Source organism: Tardiphaga sp. 862_B3_N4_1 (genome assembly GCF_051811085.1).
In the GTDB taxonomy this organism is placed as follows: domain Bacteria; phylum Pseudomonadota; class Alphaproteobacteria; order Rhizobiales; family Xanthobacteraceae; genus Tardiphaga; species Tardiphaga robiniae.
Genome location: NZ_JBPWQB010000001.1, coordinates 3,452,093 through 3,468,580, shown reverse-complemented (window position 1 = coordinate 3,468,580; position 16,488 = coordinate 3,452,093). Strand labels below are relative to the sequence as shown.

Annotated in this window: 23 protein-coding genes; 12 read left to right on the top strand and 11 right to left on the bottom strand. The window is 61.5% G+C overall.

Annotated elements, in window-relative coordinates:
• Window positions 1–62 precede the first annotated feature (62 nt).
• Together AB8B02_RS16565 and AB8B02_RS16560 are read left to right on the top strand one after the other, a co-directional pair.
• Window positions 63–731, top strand: coding sequence for a lectin (locus AB8B02_RS16565; RefSeq protein WP_184519759.1), 669 nt, complete (start codon window positions 63–65; stop codon window positions 729–731).
• A gap of 182 nt (window positions 732–913) precedes the next feature.
• Complete coding sequence (locus AB8B02_RS16560) at window positions 914–1,621, top strand: glutathione S-transferase (RefSeq protein ID WP_439064483.1); 708 nt, start codon at window positions 914–916, stop codon at window positions 1,619–1,621.
• 24 nt (window positions 1,622–1,645) lie between these two features.
• Here the strand turns inward: AB8B02_RS16560 and AB8B02_RS16555 are convergent, their stop codons facing one another.
• The 3 genes from AB8B02_RS16555 to AB8B02_RS16545 all read right to left on the bottom strand — a co-directional run bounded on the left by AB8B02_RS16555 (window position 1,646) and on the right by AB8B02_RS16545 (window position 3,226).
• Window positions 1,646–2,320 (bottom strand): methyltransferase family protein, encoded by a 675-nt coding sequence (locus AB8B02_RS16555; protein ID WP_439064482.1) that lies wholly within the window; start codon window positions 2,318–2,320, stop codon window positions 1,646–1,648.
• 104 nt (window positions 2,321–2,424) lie between these two features.
• Window positions 2,425–2,595 (bottom strand): hypothetical protein, encoded by a 171-nt coding sequence (locus AB8B02_RS16550; protein ID WP_170849544.1) that lies wholly within the window; start codon window positions 2,593–2,595, stop codon window positions 2,425–2,427.
• 157 nt (window positions 2,596–2,752) lie between these two features.
• Entirely contained in the window at window positions 2,753–3,226 is a 474-nt protein-coding gene (locus tag AB8B02_RS16545) for a hypothetical protein (protein WP_439064481.1), read from the bottom strand.
• A 200-nt stretch (window positions 3,227–3,426) separates the two neighbouring features.
• Here AB8B02_RS16545 and AB8B02_RS16540 point away from each other — a divergent pair, with 200 nt between their 5' ends.
• A complete protein-coding gene (locus AB8B02_RS16540) occupies window positions 3,427–5,079 on the top strand; it encodes a fumarate hydratase (protein ID WP_439064480.1) in 1,653 nt (550 codons plus the stop codon).
• A 115-nt stretch (window positions 5,080–5,194) separates the two neighbouring features.
• Entirely contained in the window at window positions 5,195–5,869 is a 675-nt protein-coding gene (locus AB8B02_RS16535) for a DUF429 domain-containing protein (RefSeq protein WP_439064479.1), read from the top strand.
• A 1-nt stretch (window position 5,870) separates the two neighbouring features.
• On the opposite strand, the gene AB8B02_RS16530 is transcribed toward AB8B02_RS16535, so the two are convergent.
• Window positions 5,871–6,860 (bottom strand): SH3 domain-containing protein, encoded by a 990-nt coding sequence (locus tag AB8B02_RS16530; RefSeq protein WP_439064478.1) that lies wholly within the window; start codon window positions 6,858–6,860, stop codon window positions 5,871–5,873.
• Between the two features lie 144 nt (window positions 6,861–7,004).
• Complete coding sequence (locus AB8B02_RS16525) at window positions 7,005–7,133, bottom strand: hypothetical protein (protein WP_283805454.1); 129 nt, start codon at window positions 7,131–7,133, stop codon at window positions 7,005–7,007.
• A gap of 127 nt (window positions 7,134–7,260) precedes the next feature.
• Between AB8B02_RS16525 and AB8B02_RS16520 the strand changes: the two genes are divergently transcribed.
• Window positions 7,261–7,962, top strand: a complete 702-nt coding sequence (locus AB8B02_RS16520) for an Ig-like domain-containing protein (protein ID WP_439064477.1) — start codon at window positions 7,261–7,263, stop codon at window positions 7,960–7,962.
• Here AB8B02_RS16520 and AB8B02_RS16515 read toward each other — a convergent pair.
• The 4 genes from AB8B02_RS16515 to AB8B02_RS16500 form a co-directional block, all read right to left on the bottom strand.
• A complete protein-coding gene (locus AB8B02_RS16515; protein WP_184518720.1) occupies window positions 7,959–8,531 on the bottom strand; it encodes an inner membrane-spanning protein YciB in 573 nt (190 codons plus the stop codon). The two genes, AB8B02_RS16520 and AB8B02_RS16515, sit on opposite strands and share 4 nt — an antisense overlap.
• 56 nt (window positions 8,532–8,587) lie before the next feature.
• Entirely contained in the window at window positions 8,588–9,163 is a 576-nt protein-coding gene (locus tag AB8B02_RS16510) for a hypothetical protein (protein WP_439064476.1), read from the bottom strand.
• 90 nt (window positions 9,164–9,253) lie between these two features.
• Window positions 9,254–9,577 carry a hypothetical protein gene (locus tag AB8B02_RS16505; protein WP_439064475.1) on the bottom strand — a complete coding sequence of 108 codons (324 nt, stop codon included), beginning with the start codon at window positions 9,575–9,577 and terminating at the stop codon, window positions 9,254–9,256.
• A gap of 228 nt (window positions 9,578–9,805) precedes the next feature.
• Window positions 9,806–11,209: a carotenoid oxygenase family protein gene (locus AB8B02_RS16500; protein WP_439064474.1), complete on the bottom strand. Its 1,404-nt coding sequence runs from the start codon at window positions 11,207–11,209 to the stop codon at window positions 9,806–9,808.
• Between the two features lie 103 nt (window positions 11,210–11,312).
• On the opposite strand from AB8B02_RS16500, the gene AB8B02_RS16495 reads away from it, so the two are divergent.
• The 5 genes from AB8B02_RS16495 (at window position 11,313) to AB8B02_RS16475 (ending at window position 13,492) form a co-directional block, all read left to right on the top strand.
• Window positions 11,313–12,053, top strand: a complete 741-nt coding sequence (locus AB8B02_RS16495; protein WP_439064473.1) for a TetR/AcrR family transcriptional regulator — start codon at window positions 11,313–11,315, stop codon at window positions 12,051–12,053.
• Between the two features lie 31 nt (window positions 12,054–12,084).
• Complete coding sequence (locus AB8B02_RS16490; protein WP_439064472.1) at window positions 12,085–12,252, top strand: hypothetical protein; 168 nt, start codon at window positions 12,085–12,087, stop codon at window positions 12,250–12,252.
• The gene (locus AB8B02_RS16485) at window positions 12,249–12,554 is read left to right on the top strand and encodes a DUF6321 domain-containing protein (protein ID WP_439064471.1); all 306 of its coding nucleotides are present in this window, start codon (window positions 12,249–12,251) and stop codon (window positions 12,552–12,554) included. Before AB8B02_RS16490 ends, AB8B02_RS16485 begins: the two co-directional genes overlap by 4 nt.
• Window positions 12,555–12,656: 102 nt before the next feature.
• Window positions 12,657–13,031, top strand: a complete 375-nt coding sequence (locus AB8B02_RS16480; protein WP_439064470.1) for a hypothetical protein — start codon at window positions 12,657–12,659, stop codon at window positions 13,029–13,031.
• A gap of 83 nt (window positions 13,032–13,114) precedes the next feature.
• On the top strand, window positions 13,115–13,492 hold the full coding sequence (locus tag AB8B02_RS16475) for a hypothetical protein (RefSeq protein ID WP_439064469.1): 378 nt from the start codon (window positions 13,115–13,117) through the stop codon (window positions 13,490–13,492).
• Between the two features lie 29 nt (window positions 13,493–13,521).
• Here the strand turns inward: AB8B02_RS16475 and AB8B02_RS16470 are convergent, their stop codons facing one another.
• A complete protein-coding gene (locus AB8B02_RS16470) occupies window positions 13,522–14,136 on the bottom strand; it encodes a hypothetical protein (RefSeq protein WP_439064468.1) in 615 nt (204 codons plus the stop codon).
• A gap of 148 nt (window positions 14,137–14,284) precedes the next feature.
• On the opposite strand from AB8B02_RS16470, the gene AB8B02_RS16465 reads away from it, so the two are divergent.
• Window positions 14,285–14,914, top strand: a complete 630-nt coding sequence (locus AB8B02_RS16465; protein WP_439064467.1) for an SET domain-containing protein — start codon at window positions 14,285–14,287, stop codon at window positions 14,912–14,914.
• A 232-nt stretch (window positions 14,915–15,146) separates the two neighbouring features.
• On the opposite strand, the gene AB8B02_RS16460 is transcribed toward AB8B02_RS16465, so the two are convergent.
• A complete protein-coding gene (locus AB8B02_RS16460) occupies window positions 15,147–15,545 on the bottom strand; it encodes a hypothetical protein (protein ID WP_439064466.1) in 399 nt (132 codons plus the stop codon).
• 116 nt (window positions 15,546–15,661) lie between these two features.
• Between AB8B02_RS16460 and AB8B02_RS16455 the strand changes: the two genes are divergently transcribed.
• A complete protein-coding gene (locus AB8B02_RS16455; protein ID WP_439064465.1) occupies window positions 15,662–16,480 on the top strand; it encodes a helix-turn-helix domain-containing protein in 819 nt (272 codons plus the stop codon).
• The last annotated feature ends 8 nt before the right edge of the window (window positions 16,481–16,488 follow it).

The following is a 16,488-nucleotide window of genomic DNA, read 5'->3' as shown; positions in this document are numbered from 1 at the left end:
GACTGGCGTTGTGTGGCTACAAAAACAAATTGGAGGAATCGATGCCCATTATTCTCTCGACCATGACCCGTCTCGGCCTATGCGCCGGTGCGGTCGCCGTCTCGCTCGCAGCAACGTCGCCATCATTCGCGCAGGGCGCGGATACCAGCTTCTTCGTCACCAGCAACGGCATCGGCAATGGCGGCAATCTCGGTGGCCTCGCCGGTGCTGACAATCACTGCCAGACGCTGGCACAGGCTGCAGGCGCGGGCGCCAAGACATGGCGCGCTTATCTCTCGACGCAGGCCGCCGATGGCAAGCCCGCGATCAATGCGAAAGATCGCATCGGCAACGGGCCGTGGAAGAATGCCAAGGGCGTCGTCGTCGCCAAGGATGTCGCCGATCTGCATGGCGCCAGCAACAACCTCTCCAAGCAGACCTCGCTCAGCGAGAAGGGCGAGGTCATCAATGGCCGCGGCGATACGCCGAATCGCCATGACGTGCTGACCGGCTCGCAGGCCGACGGCACAGCCTTTGCCGCTGGTGAAGATCGCACCTGCAAGAACTGGACGAGCAGCACGCAGGGGGCGGCCATGGTCGGCCATATCGATCGTACGGGGTTGAACGAAGAGCCGCCGGCGAAGTCATGGAACACGTCGCATCCATCGCGCGGCCCTGATGGCGGCTGCTCGCAGAACGACCTGAAGAGCACCGGCGGTGACGGGCTGTTGTACTGCTTCGCGTCGAATTGAGTTCTATTGCGATAGACGAGCAGCAACACACTCCGCCATGGCCGGGCCTGTCCCGGCCGTGGCGCGTTTTGCGGCGGTAGCTGGACGACGGTGCGGAGTTCTCGCCGGACCAGCGCGGCGAACGAATTCCGCGGTGAGCAGTTACCCTGGCACCCCTGACGCGACATTTGGCGAGGTTCCGCATGCGATATGAGCTGTATTACTGGCCGACGATCCAGGGCCGCGGCGAATTCGTGCGCCTGGCGCTCGAAGATGCCGGCGCGGACTACCGCGATATGGCGCGTGGCAAGGGCGGCATGGCCGCAATGACGAGGATGCTCGACGGCAAGAAAGGCATTCCGCCATTTGCACCGCCATTCCTCAAGGCGGGCAATATGGTGATCGGCCAGACTGCCAACATCTTGTTCTATCTCGGCCCACGTCACGGTCTGGCGCCGAAGTCGGAAGCGGCGCGCCTGCAACTGGATGAGCTGCAACTGACCATCACCGATTTCGTCGCCGAGGTGCATGACACCCATCACCCGATCGGCGTATCGCTCTATTACGAGGATCAGAAAGGCCCGGCCAAAAAGCGCAGCGCTGAATTCCTGAAAGAGCGCGTGCCGAAATATCTCGGCTATTTCGAGCGGATATTAAAAGCCAGCGACGGCGCCTATGTCACCGGCCGCAAGGCGACCTATGTCGACCTGTCACTGTTCCAGATCGTTGAAGGACTGCGCTACGCATTTCCGAAACGCATGAAAAAATTCGAGCGGGAGATTCCGTGCCTGATCGATTTGCATGACCGCGTGGCGGCTCGCCCGAACATCAAGGCCTATCTCGACAGCGACCGCCGCATTGCCTTCAACAAGGACGGCATCTTCCGGCACTACAAGGCGCTGGACAAATAGCGCCGTGCAGCTCGCGTGGCGAGGTTACCAGAGCCCCGGACACAGACGATAGCGGACGCGCGTCGTATAGTCGGTGTAACCGGGGAGACCGTCCCTCAACGTACGCTCTTCGGCCGTCGTGCGCCATGCGAGCAGCACGGCCAGGATCAGCGTCAGCGCGGCACTCCACCACGAGCCAAGCCAGAGGGATGTGCCGAGGAAAAACAGGATAGCGCCGCTATACATGGGATGACGCACGAGATGATACGGACCGGTATCGATGACGTGCTGGCCGCGGTCGCGTTGAAGCTTGATGACCGGTGCGGCGAAACTGTTTTCGCGCAGTACCCAGAATGAGATTGCCATTCCCGTGAGTGCGAGTGCCGTACCCGCGACCTGGACGCCAACGGTCATTTGCGAAAGACCGAAGCGCTGATCCAGCCCCGCAACGATCAGCCAGACCAGTGCTACGGTAAAGAACGCCACCATGAAGACGCGGTCCGCTGTGGGCTGCCCCTGCTGTACCATGGGGCGCATGCGTTCTTCAAACAGTGCGGGATCGATCTGGATCAGCCATAGGCCGCCGCCAAGGCCGAGCAGGATCATGAAGAGCAGAAATGACCACGCCGCCGGCCATTGCCAGGTCCCGGCGGCGGTGAACAAAACGGCGCCGATCACGCCGAACCAGACCAGCGTACGTATCACGAGGCGAGCGATCATGTCGGGCCTCCTTCGGCCCGCATCCGATACCAGATTCGCGGCAGTGATGGGGCAGGCCTCGCGTCAACGCGACCGGCGGCTGGTCTCTGTCCGACGGTGCTGAGTTAAGCGAGCTGATCGATCCGGGTGCCCTGGCCGGGCGGCAGTGCTGCGCGCGGTGGGGGCGGCGCGGTGCGGCTGTCGTTGTCGTCGTTCTTCTTCGGCTCCGGCGGCTTTGCCTCGATCGGCTTTACCTCTGCGACCGGTGGTGCGCTGCTCACGCTTGAAACGCTCATTACAAATTCCCTGTTTCACAACTCTTGCAGTCGGACAATGGGGTGTGCGCCAACAAGGAGTTGGTAAATCAGGCGCTGCAATTTGCAGCAATCGGGGCGGATCGGAAACGGTGGTAAACGCGCCGTCCAGGACTTCACTACAATTGAAACGAAATACTCATTCGTCCTTGCCGCGGGAGATCGTGATGTTCGCCGATGTTTTGTTGCGGGTGCAGCGCAGGTCGAGCCGGCGATAGCGGAGCTTGACGTCATCGCCGCGGAAAATCCCCATGCGGCCGAGACATCGCGTGGTGCCCTTCACCGTATCCGATTTGGGGATCGTGAAGATGACGGCTGCCGCACTGGCGACGAGATCCGTGAAAGCCGGCGCCGGCTTGCGGGTCGCGGAGGCCGCATAGAGCTCGTTGCTGAAATTGCGACTGGCGCAGCCAAGCCGCAATTGTTTGGCCGCCGGATGCGACAGGTAGATCACATTGGCTGCGGTGCGCCCGACGCTGAGCCCGTCGATCTGGCTCTTGAGCTGCCGCGCGAGATCATCGCAGCGGTCGGCGCGGGCAGGCGAAGCGGCAAGGGTTACGGTGGCGAGCAGCGCCACAGCCGAAAAAATGCCGCGCAGGCGGTCGATGGACATTCCAGATTCTCCTCAATCCCCGGCCGCACTGAAACGCGGGACGCCACTTTATGCAAGGCGCGGCGGGCGCAGCCGGTTACTGCTGGAACGGGGGATTATCCCCGCGATTGCGGGCCTGTCCCCCTGTTTTGAACCCTTCAAAACTGTCCGGAAACCGCCTACAAGGGCCTCAAATCCCCTCCCTTTTTGAGGCCCCATCCATGAACGCTCCCACCGCTTTCCCTGATCCGAAGCCCGTCCCGCCCTACAAGCACACCCCGCTGTTTCCGCTGGGCGCGGACACCACCCCCTACAAGAAGGTCACCACCGAGGGCGTGCGGGTCGAGAAGGTACTGGGCAGGGACATGCTGGTGGTGTCGCGGGATGCGCTGAAGGCGCTCTCGGAGGCCGCGTTCGGCGACATCAACCACTATCTGCGCCCCGGCCATCTGCAGCAGCTGCGCAACATCCTGGACGACAGCGAAGCCAGCCCGAATGACAAGTTCGTGGCCTTCGACTTCCTCAAGAATGCGAACATCGCCGCAGGCGGCGTGCTGCCGATGTGCCAGGACACCGGCACCGCGATCATCATGGGCAAGAAGGGCTGTAACGTCATCACCGATGGCGACGATGAGGCGGCACTCTCGGAAGGCGCCCGCGACGCCTATCTGCGCCGCAACCTGCGCTATTCGCAGGTCGCGCCGCTGACCATGTATGAAGAGAAGAACACCGCCAACAACATGCCGGCGCAGTGCGAGATCTATGCCGAGGGCGACGACGCCTACAAGTTCATGTTCATGGCCAAGGGCGGCGGCTCCGCCAACAAGAGTTTTCTGTTCCAGGCGACGCCATCCGTTCTGACGAAGGATCGCCTGCTGGCCTTCCTGAAGGAAAAAATCATGACGCTGGGCACCGCCGCGTGCCCGCCCTACCACCTCGCCATCGTCATCGGTGGCACCTCGGCCGAGCTGTGCATGAAGACGGTGAAGCTCGCTTCCGCGCGTTACCTCGATGCGCTGCCCACGCAAGGTTCGTCGGACGGCAATGCGTTCCGCGATCTGGAGATGGAGCAGGAAATCCTCAAGATGACGCAGTCGTCCGGCGTCGGCGCGCAGTTCGGCGGCAAGTATTTCTGTCATGACGTCCGCGTCATCCGCCTGCCGCGTCATGGCGCGTCGCTGCCCATCGGGCTCGGCGTGTCGTGCTCGGCGGATCGCCAGGTGCTCGGCAAGATCACCAAAGACGGCGTCTATCTCGAAGAGCTCGAACATAACCCGGCGCAGTATCTGCCGCAGGTGGAGCAGGCGCTCGGCGGCGAGGTTGTGAAGATCGATCTCAATCAGCCGATGAAGGACATTCTGGCGACGCTGTCGAACTACCCAACCAAGACGCGCCTGTCGCTGACCGGCACCATGATCGTCGCGCGCGACTCGGCGCATGCCAAGCTGCGCGATCGCCTGGAGAAGGGCGAGCCGCTGCCGGATTACTTCAAGAACCACCCGGTCTATTACGCCGGCCCCGCCAAGACGCCCGAAGGCTATGCCTCCGGCGCCTTCGGCCCGACCACGGCCGGCCGCATGGATTCCTTCGTCGATCAGTTCCAGGCCGCCGGCGGCTCCATGGTGATGGTTGCCAAGGGCAACCGCGCCGTCGCCGTGCGCGAAGCCTGCAAGAAGCATGGCGGCTTCTATCTCGGCTCGATCGGCGGCTCGGCGGCCAACCTCGCCGAACACTGCATCAAGAAGGTCGAGGTGGTCGAATATCCCGAACTTGGCATGGAAGCGATCTGGCGCATCGACGTCGTGGATTTCCCGGCCTTCATCATTATCGATGACAAGGGCAACGACTTCTTCAAGGAATTGAACCTCGGTTGATGCTGCGACCTCTTGGCGTCATTGCGAGCGCAGCGAAGCAATCCAGAAAGCTACAAGCGAAGACTGGATTGCTTCGTCGCAAGATGCTCCTCGCAATGACGGCTGAGAGGATGTCGTGACCTTCATTGGCCTCGATGGTTTCAATCAGGGCTGGGTCGCCGTCACACTCGACGGCGACCGGCGCTCCATCTATTTTATCAGCGATATCTCCTGGCTTGCGACGCAGCGCTTTGCCCGTGCGGCGATCGATATTCCCATCGGCCTTGGCGATGACGGCGTGCGGAGCTGCGATCAGCTCGCCCGCAAGAAGCTCAGCCCCCACGGTTCGCGCGTATTCTCCGGCGGACGTCGCTGGCTGTGGCAGGACTTCACCGATCCCGACCTCGCCAACGCGCAGGCCGAGAGGCGCGGGCAGAAGAAAGTCTCGCGCCAGCTCTGGCATCTCGGACCGAAGATCATGGAGGTCGACGGCTTCGTGCGGGAACAGCGCGATCTCGATATCCGCGAAGCCCATCCCGAACTTGTCTTTCTCCGCCTGAACGACAATCAACCGCTGCCGTCCAAACACACTGAGGAGGGGCTGGCGCTCCGCCGTCATCTGTTGCTGGCGAATGGCTTCAGCGACCTTGACGACTGGCTCACTGCCAGGCGCACGCGCACCGGCGCAAAGCGGGATGATGTGCTCGATGCGTGCGCGGTGGCGCTGGCCGCGCGCGATTGCGTGGGCTGTCTGCCGGAAGGCAATGCACCGCGCGATGCGCTGGGCGTGCCACAGCAAATCTGGTTCTAGCTCAACTGCAATTCGTCACCTGGCTCGAGCATAGCCGTCGCCACCAGCCGCGGACGCCGTCGTGGCTTTCCACCAGCGCCCAGAAGCCGCTGCAGGCGAGAACGCGCTTGGGGCCGCCATCGGCACTGATCTCGCTGCCACCTTCGCCTTTGGCCGCTGTCCATTGCGCGTCCACATGCGGCGCTTGGAACAGTCCGCCCATCCGCGTGTCGCCATTCGCATATTGCGCGCCGACCTTGCTGGCCGCGACCCAGCCGCGGCCGCCATAGGGCTTTGGATGATTGCGCGGATAGCTGCTCTCGTCCTCATATCCCTTGCCGGGCGGCGTTGCGCCTTCGATCAGGAACCAGCCATCCTTGAAGCCGATGATCGAAAATTCCGTCAGCCACCCACCATCGGGGACATTCTCGCCTTTGCTCTTGAATTTGTAGGGCGGCGGCAGCGTGCCAAGCACCTTGGCCTTCGTCGATGGCCCGGCGCGCACGTTCAATCCGTTGGGATCGCGCTCGGTCGACCAGCCATGGATATCGCAGGGAACGGCGCCATCCGGCAGCGCGCCGCGCGTCTTCAGCAATTCGGCGTGGAGTTGGCGATATTCCGCATCGTCATGCGCGGCGCTCAGTACACGCGGGATGTTGCTGTTCAGCGTGACGTCACGCGGGCGCAGCTCGGCTGACAGGGTGGTCAGCTTGCCGTCGCTGCGCGCGAGTTTGGCGACCAGCATCTCACCGGCATCGAAGGCGCTCGCTGGCGTCTTCGGATCGTTGGCACCGGCTGGATAGATCGCGACATATCCGACCGGCTCCTGCGGATCGGACATATCGACATGAAACGCCTGACCGGCCATGCGGTCCGGCGGCACGAACGCACGGGCGCTCGCAAACCACTCCGGTGTCTCCTGCGATAGCAGCTCCGGTGGTGGCGTCAACGGTTGCGCAAAGGCGGTGCCGGAGGTGATGAGGCCGGCGATCAGGATGGCGATTCGGGTCATGGTTTTGTGTCGCGGCACCAGCGATTTGGTTCGACAAAACGCGACTCAGGCTTGCAGCAACCCCGCTGAATTTCGGTCTGTGCGCGGGACTCGATTCTCCGGTGACTCGCAAGGATGCGGAGGAAAAAGAAAAGCGGTGACGACTCAGGCGGCGCTGTTCCAATAGCGATCAGACTGCAGACGAATTTGAGGCCGCGCCATGTTGGATGCTCTGAAGCTGAATGCGACGGTGGTGACGTTGTTGGCCGCGGCCAGCGCGGTCAACGGAATCATGTTTTATCAGTATCTGTGACGAATTGTTCACATCGGCATGCGGCCTCTCCGCATCCGGTTTTTTGTGTTTGAACCTTTTCGCCGGCCACGCGCCTCATCCCAGGGGTGGCAAACCGGAGTGTAACAGGTGAACAATTTTCATCTGGTCGTTGTTACTGCATGTGTGCTTGCAAGTCCGACCGCAGTCCGCGCCCAATCCATCATCCACTCCGAACAGACCCGCACCACGCTGGCATCATCCATCGATGCGACCGGCCGCACGACGCTCACGGCGTCGGTGATGAGCGAGCGCGGTGGCGGCGTCCCGGGCGGCATCGTCCGCTTTGTCGATGAGACGACGCTCATGGTGCTTGGCTGGGTCGATGTGGCCCATCCGTCGCTGGTGGTTCAGCGACTGCCGCCGGGTCCGCATCGCTTCCGTGCGGATTATATGGGGACGTCCAACTATCTGCCTGTCGTGGTGCAGCCGAGCCAATCCGCGGTGGTGGAGGAAACCATACGCGTCACGCCGGCGGTGGCGCTGTCGTCGTCCGAGAATCCTTGTCCGTCTGGAGCGGTGGTCACGTTGACGGCCGCGATTGCCGGCGGTGTTGGCATTCCGAAAGGTGCCGTCACCTTTCGCGATGGCGAGCAGGTTCTTGCGACCCATGTCGGCCTCGATCGCGCCGGCACGGCGTCGTTCACCACCTCGGCGCTGGCGGATGGCACGCGCTGGATCACGGCTGAATATGAGGGCGACACGGTTCATGCGCCCGCGGCATCGCCGCCGCTGACCGTGGATGTCGGAGTGGCCCGTCTGCGAAGCTCGCAGTTGCACGCCGGCGACTAGGCGCCCATCTGCGGCGCCGTCGCTGCAGCTGCGCGAAGCTTGCGGCCGACGATCACCCGGAACACGACATACTGGATCGCGAAGGCCAGCACCTTGGCGCCAATGGCCACGACCGACACATAGAACGCCCACAGCTTCATATCGCCGGTCATGGCCACAGCTATGACACCGGCGCCAAGCGCGAACATCAGCGCAGCCCAGGCATAGCCCGCAGCGGTCACATATTCAGGGATCGTCTCGCTGACGATGGGTGGCAGGTAGCGCAGCATCCAGCCCTTGCGCAGCATGATCGCGCCGATGGCGAAATGTCCAATGCTGGGCTTGGCCAGCACGAAGCGCGGATCCTTGGTCAGCAGCGTCGCGCCGCCAAGCACGACCACCAGCGCGAGACTGGCATAGGTCATTACGTCGAGCCTCGAGCCCTTGACGCGGGCATAGACGAACTGTGCGACGGCACCTGCAATCGCCACGCAGGTCGCCAGAAGGACGTCACCGGTGACGAGATAGAGCACCAGGAAGACGATGGTGGAGAAGAAATCCTGGCCAAGTTTGGCGAATACGTCCTTCATCGCAGTGCTCCCAATGCAGTCGAGATGGTCAGGCGTAGATTTGCAGGCGAAGTGGATCAGGGCTTCAGCGCTTCTGCCGGCTTCGCAGCGCCGTATTTTGCGCGACGATACTGTGGGTACCATTTGGTAAAGGCAACGGCAGAGTTGCGTGCGGCAAAGGCCACCGCAAAGCCGATCCACAGTGGCAGCGAGGGCATGTAGATGATCAGCATGTCCGCCACCAGCATCAGCACAAATGCGCCGGCCCAGGCCCAGGTGAGGATGTAGTTCGCCTTCATGAAGCCGGGCAGCTTCGAGGTTTCGGCGTCGACCATCTCGCGGGCATATTGCAGCGTGAAGGGCAGGCGGATCGCCAGCGACAGCAGCACGATTGAGAGCAGGCCGACATCGACGGCGAGGCGGACGGCCACCGCGCTCCAATTGCCGTCGACCAGCGTGATGTAGCAGCCGAGCGCGCTGAAGATCAGCACCGAGCCTGCTGCGAGCATCTTCAGCGAGCCGCCGCGGATCACGTCCCAGACCACGATGCCGAGCGACAGCGCGGCTGCGGCGAAGAGGCTGATCGCGACCGATGACACCATCATCAGTATGGCGAAAGCACCGAACGGGGCGATGATGAGAAAGGAAGCCATGGCGTTTCCAGTTCGGGCTATCTTGACGTTGTGAAGGTGAGTTGCAGGCTCGCTTACGAGGTCGTTGCGTCGCTGCTCATTATCCTGCGATCATATGTCTTGTTGTGAGAGCGGGCAGACATTGCCGACCGGCGTGAAAACGTCATGAGAAGCCGTGGCGGCCGCGCCGGATGGTTCGATGCCGACGAGCGTGGTCCCGGTCACAACCAGCACGAGGGCCAGGCTGCCCCAGCTTGCTGTCCGGGTCATCATGTCCGGCCTGCGATATGCGGTTCGTGCGAGAACGAACTGTGTCGCAGCGCTTGCGATGGCGACGGCAGTCGCGATCAGCACGTCTCCGGCGACCGCAAAGGTCGTGAAAAAGGCGATGGTGGAAAGGAAGCCGATGGCCAGCTTGGCGAGGACGTTGATCATGGCGTGGTTCCGCGCGCTTGTTGTCGAATGAGTACTTTTGTCGTTGTGCTTCAGGAGGCGGTGGCAGCCGCGCCGATCATGAGAAAGGGCGCTATGCTGTTTTCCCGTCGCTCCATCTTTACGTTGTCAAGATTTCTTCTAGGCCTTGCTCGCAGGCTCGTCAACAAAAATCTTTACACTGTCAAAATTATGTGAGGCGAGATCTTTAACTGTCATTAGATCAATGGCTTAGAAGGAATCAACCCAGTTGCCGTGAAAGCCCGCCGGTACCCGGTGACCGAGCTGGACAAGAGCGATCGGCCCCGCGGCGACATCGGTGGCGTTGAACACTGCCAGATCGCTGCGGTTCTGCCGGGCGCGCCACACCACAGCGAGCAGCCAGCCATCGCCTTCGGCAGCATCCTTGCCGCGCGCGACGAAGACCGGCTCGGAGATGCTGTCGCCGAGTGGCAGCATGTATTGGCCGAGCCTGACGCCGTCACGCCAGACATGTGTGATCCCGGAAAAGGCCTTGCTGGCACCCGGTGCCGGGTTATCGCAGGCGTACCAGCCTTGCGTGCTGACGAGGCCGGAGCGGCGCTCGTCGATGCGCGGGAATTCGCCGGTGACGTCGTCGAGATAGGTGCGGGTGAAGCGATCGGTATTGGCTGACAGATCGAAGATCCACCGACACAGTCGCGCATTGGATTTCGCAGGATCTGTCGGCGAGCCATCAGGATGCGTGAACAGCGGCGCTTCCTCGGACTGCATGACGTCGGCGATGATGCGGTCGCCTTCGTCCCACGCATTCATCACATGGAAGACGTAGCAGGCTTCGGCGCGAAACCACTTGATATCATCTGCGCTGCCGCCGCGCTTCATCACGCCGACGTAAGACCCCTTGTCCGGCTCCCAGGCATAGGGCGGGCGGCCCGATCGCGCGCGATCCATGCTGCCGGTGATGGGCAGGATCGGAAACAGCAGATGACGTTCGGTGACGATGAAGTCATGCACCATGCTGGCATAGGGCGCATCGAAACGTTCGAAGCGCGTCACTATGCCGGATGAATCGATCGCGCCGAACGAGATCGTCGGACTGAAGATTCCGCGGGCGTTATAGCCGAAGAAGGTCATTTCGCCGGTGACGGGATCGATCTTGGGATGCGCGGTGAACGGCCCGCCGATGCGGCCACGATAGTTCTGGTAGCCGAGCGTCTTCAGCGTGCTTGGCTCGATCTCGGTCGGAGGATGTCCTTCCTCGAGCGCGAGCAGGCGGCCGGCATGAAAGACGATGTTGGTATTGGCCGCGCCTGAGTCATTGCCAAGTGAAGCGGGGGCATCCGGCATTTTCTGGCCGAAGCCGCGATAGAGCGCGCGGCCGGCATCGTGCTCGGCGAGAAATTTCGGCGTGTGGATCCAGCGATTGCGATAGCTCGCGCGGCCGTCCTCGATGTGAAAGGCATGCAGCATGCCGTCGCCGACAAACCAGTGCGAGCCTTTGGTCTCGAATTGCGGATTGGGGCCGTTGCGGTAGAGCGTGCCGTTGAGCTCACGTGGCAATTCGCCGACGACTGTCAGGAATGGCGCGTCGCACTCCATCGGGATCGGCGCAAGATTGTCATGAGCAGCCTCGATCGGGTCCAGCAGCGCCATCGTCGTCTCCCATGCCGTTATCTTTACGGTGTCTAGATTGCTAGATGTGAGCGGTCGGCCCGTCAAGCAAAATCTTTACAGTGTAAAAATGACGACCTATAACATGACCATGACGAAGCAGACCAAGACCGCGAAACCGCGCGCCGTGCCGCAAGACCGCCGCAAGAAGGTCGCAGGACATTCGCAAGCGAAGGGCGCGGCCAAAAAAACCGCCGGCGCCGAATCTCCCTATCATCATGGGGACTTGCACGGCGCGCTGCTGAAAGCCGCGGAGATCGTGCTGGAGCGCGATGGACTATCTGGCCTGACGCTGCGCGCCGTCGCCCGTGAGGCCGGCGTCTCGCATGCGGCTCCGACACATCACTTCGGTGATCTCACCGGCCTCGTCAGCGAACTCGCTGCCATCGGTTTTCGCAACTTCAACGCCACAATGACTGCGGCTGGTGCGAGCGGCACGACGCCGCTCGAAAGCGCGCTCGCCCGCGCCAAGGCCTATCTCGCTTATGCACGTGCGCAGCCTGGCATGTATCAGCTGATGTTTCGTACCGAGCGGCTCGACATGACGCGGCCGAATCTGCGCGAGGCAGCCAATGCATCCTTCGCCGGTCTTGCCAGCGTGGTCGGTGCACATCATCCGGGCAATGTCGCGACCGATGCGCTGACCATCGAGCAGGCCGCACAGATCGCGCGGACGTGGTCGCTGGTGCATGGTTTCACCATGCTGACCCTCGATGGCCGCCTCACTGATATCCTGCGCCGCTTGCCTGATGGCACCGACGCAGAGAAGCTGTTCGTCGAGATGCTGAAGATCACCGTCGCCAGGGCGATGGAGACGCCGAAGTAGCGAAACTCTTTGCCGTGCGGCGTTGTTGCGCATGGCGAAGTCAGCAACAAAGAAGACGACGAAGAAATCAGCCAAAAAGGCGGTGAAGAAAATCGCCAAGAAAAAAACAACTAAAAAGACTGCCAAGAAGAAAACAGCGAAAAAGAAGGCCACCAAAAAGCGCGCAAGGTTGCCGAGAAAGACCCCAAGGGTGGTTTGACCGCAGCCGGCCGTAAGGCTTTTGCGAACAAGGATGGTTCGCATCTCAAGCCCGGCGTGATGAAGAAGGCGTCGGAGATGACGCCCGTCGACATGCGCCGCAAGGGCAGTTGGGCCGTGCGCTTCTATGGCCGCGCCAAGTTGCCGCCGCTCGCCGATGCCCATGGCGCGCCGACACGGCGCGCGCTGTCCGCTCATGCCTGGGGCGAGCAGGTGCCGAAGACGATCGCGGCTGCGCGGAAGATCACGGCGAAGGGCGAGCGGCTGTTGGAGCGCTATCGGCATATTAGTGCCCGCGATTGATCTTGAAGTTGGCTCCTTGGACCATTGATACTGTAGGGCTGCTAATGTAGCGTCGTGGCAATCAACTTAAAGTTGATTGTTGCGGCGCTAGGATATCGACCCATGTTAGACGCCTCTCCCGAAGTTATTGCCAAGCTGGCCGATTTGGTGCGATCCGCCAGCTATAACGCAGCGTCATCACATCAGCCTGCATTTCTCGATTACTTGAAAGGCGCAACGGAATTCGTGACAGCGGTTGCTTGGCCCAGCGCTGCGGTCACTTGCGTATTTCTGTTTCGCCGGCAGCTGACCAACTTCATTGGTGATGTGGATAGTGTGAAGCTCTTCGGGGCCGAGATCTCGCGCAGAATTAATAAACAAATTGAGCAGTCGGCCAAAGAAGCCCAACAGAATTCCGGAATGAGTTCCGCGCCTTCAGCAGGCGAGCTAAGCCGTGCCATGGTTGTTAAGAGCCGTCAGATAGCAATATATCACTGATCAAGGAGCAGGCGGAGAAGCTTGCCGCAGAGTACCAGCGAGTACGGGACTCAATGTTGCCCGGAGACAATCGAACGCGTGCGATGGAAGTTGTCGTTTCGAAAATGCGCACTATAGGCCAGGCATTCTTTCCAGCGCGATACGAATTCTCCAATTCGTCGTCGCCGGGCAAGCGCCTAATGGTCATTGCAGCACTGCAGGTCGAATCCGATTATGATCTGCTGGATTGGCTGGCCGAAAGAGTCGGTTCTGAAAAACCGTTCTTACAGTATCACGCATTGGTATCGATTTTAATTGCGTTACGAGGAAGTAAGGCGTCTTCCTATTTGGGTGCGATCGAGGCAGCTGTTGGGAAGATTACTCAACTTGAGCTCACGTTCCATGGCGACGCTAGCAGGGTGCATACCCTCAAAGATATCCAACATGCTCTTTCATTATTGAAACCGGCGCCTAACTCATAGAACAGAAAAAGAGGCGTCCCCAGTAGTGCTTAGCGCGATGCCATCGCCAGTGCCGTGGCGCGGCCGTCGGTGCCGATCACGCTGACCTTGCCCGTGTTGCAATCGAAGCCGCGGGCAAGTTCGTCGGCCGCCTTGCGGGCCAGCTCGTTGGCCTGCGGATTGGCCGTCACGTCGATATAGGCGACGTGACAGACGGCGCCCGGCGGCAGCCGCGTCACCACCAGCATCTGCTTGGATTTTGGCCGGCCATTTTTCTCGGGATCATCGTTATCGGCGATGTGCCAGCGCTGGATCATGGCGAATGGTTTGCCGGCGATGGTGCGCCATTCGATGGTATTGGTCGTCGAATTGAACGGGCCGAAGCCCTGCGACGCTGCGGGCTCGCTGTTGGCGGCCGCAGCCGTGGTGCCGGCCGAAATGGTTTCGCGGAGATCATCTTCGTTCTTGAACACGACGAGGCCTGCGGGGCCCTTGCAGACCTGTTCTCGCGCATAGTCGTCGCCATCGATCTTGAAGTTGGAGACGCCGCGGCAATCCCTGTCGGCCACGGAGCTGTAGAGGCTGCCGATATTGTCGGCTGCGGCGAGCGACGTGGCGCCAAGCAGGATCGTTAGGGCGGCGGCGAGGGCGGGCAGGCGGGGCATTCAAGGGCATCCAGCACGGGAAAGGTGCTGCTTTGACGCTCACAAGCTGGGGAAGGTTCAACGGAAGCGGCTGACAGGGCTGGTTGAATCGCGCTAGACAGCTTGGTCAGCCTTCATTTTGTCTCCAGCAGCGTCAGTTCCTCATCCCATGCCCGCCTCGACTTCCGCTAAGCCATATCGCATCGGCCGTTCCAAAACAGGTCTCGGTCTTTTCGCCACCCAGCCGATCAAGAAGGGCGTCAAGATCGTCCAATACTTCGGGCCCCTGCTGGATTCGAAGAACGAGAAGCACGACGCGATCGAGAACAAGTATCTGTTCCAGATCAGCAAGCGCTGGACCGTCGATGGTTCGATCCGCAAGAACATTGCGCGCTATATCAACCACGCCTGCAAGCCGAACGCCGAGTCCGACGTCAATGCGGCGAAGAAGAAGATCATCATCCGCTCGATCAAGAAGATCGAGCCGGGCGAAGAGATCAACTACGATTACGGCACGGAGTATTTCAAGGAGTACCTGAAGCCGATCGGCTGCAAGTGCGATTCCTGCGAGAAGAAGCGCAAGAAGAAGCGCGCCGAGGCGCGTGCCGAGAAGCTGAAAGCCAAAGAGAAGGCCGAGCGCAAGGCGCTGAAGAAGGAAGAAAAGGCGAAGGCCAAGGCCAAGTCTTCGGGCAAAGCGGCTTCGGGCAAAGCCAAAACGACCAAGGCCGCCGCGAAGAAGACCTCCGCAGCGACCAAGGCCAAGGGCCGTACCACCAAGGGCAAGTCAAAGAAGGCCTGAGCCGCTCTGTCTTAACCTCTCCCCGCTCTGCGCGGGGAGAGGTCGCCGCGTTTTCGCGGCGGGTGAGGGGCGGGGTATGCGGCCAACGCGATATCCGTCTTTCTCGGGTTGATTTTGGATCTGCGACGCAGGTGCATGGGAGAGGCTATTTGCCTCGCCCCTCACCCCGACCCTCTCCCCGCGCAGAGCGGGGAGAGGGAGCGCACGGCCAGCGCTTCCATTACTCGAAGTATCAAGCCGCCTGTGCCGCTGCGCTCCGGCGCAGCCCGATATATTGCAGCTCCGCGAACACGCCGACTGCAATCGCCTGCGCGGCCACGAAGATCTGGCCGAGCAGGTTCGGCGTCACCGCGCCCGAGAACAGCAGGCCGATGCTGCCCAGCGTCCACAGCGCGTTGCCGACGATGATCACCAGCACCAGCAGCTTCGGCATGGTCGCGCGGGTGCCGAGCCAGCCGACCAGCGCCGCATAGGCGATCAGAAACAGGCCGGATTCCAGCAGCAGTGCTTCAGGCAGATGCAGCAGCGGCGCCAGCATGGCCGCGGCAAAGGTCAGCAGCAGCGCCATGGCGCCGCTGACGACAGCGTCGATCTGGATGGCGCGGCGGAGCAGGAGAGAGGGATTGATCATGGTCGTTGTCCTTCGGTTGGTCGTTGTGGATGTCCCGACCATGACGGCGCCGCGGAGCCAAATCGATTACCTGTGAGGTCATGGAAGCTGCGAAATTCGCGTGTTAGCTTTTTGCCATGAACACACAGCTTGCAGCGTCCTCCGCAACATCCCGGCCCGCCGGGATCGGCCATCATTTGCGCGAATGGCGGCAGCGCCGCCGCCTGAGCCAGCTGGATCTGGCCGGCGATGCCGAGATTTCCACGCGTCATCTGAGTTTCCTGGAGACCGGCCGCGCCTCGCCGTCGCGCGAGATGGTGTTGCGGCTGGCCGAGCGGCTCGACGTGCCGCTGCGAGAGCGCAATGTCTTGCTGGTGGCTGCTGGCTTCGCACCGGCCTTTCCGCAGCGTGCGCTGGACGATCCCGCGCTGAATTCTGCGCGACAGGCCATTGACCTCGTGCTGAAGGCCCATGAGCCCAGTCCGGCGCTGGCGGTCGATCGGCACTGGAATCTCGTGTCCGCCAACCGAATGGTGATGCCGCTGCTGGAAGGCATCGCGCCGCGCTTGCTCGGGCAGCCCTTCAATGTGCTGCGGCTGAGCTTTCATCCGGAGGCGTTGGCCCCGCGCACCGTCAATCTTGGTGAATGGTGCGCGCATCTGCTGGAGCGCCTGCACCGGCAATGCGAGGCAACCGCCGATCCTGACTTGCTCAAACTGTATCAGGAATTGAAGACCTATCCGGTACCGGCGCGGTCGGCGCCGATCGCGGCTGACAGCGTTGTGGTGCCGTTCCGGATGAAGCTCGGCGACGATGTGCTGAGCTTCATGTCGACGACCATGACCTTCGGTACGCCGCTGGATATCACCCTGTCGGAAATCGCCATCGAGACGTTCTTTCCGGCGGATGACGTCACGGCGAACAGGCTCCGGGAGATCGCTTCAAACGGGAACTAACGGCCTTG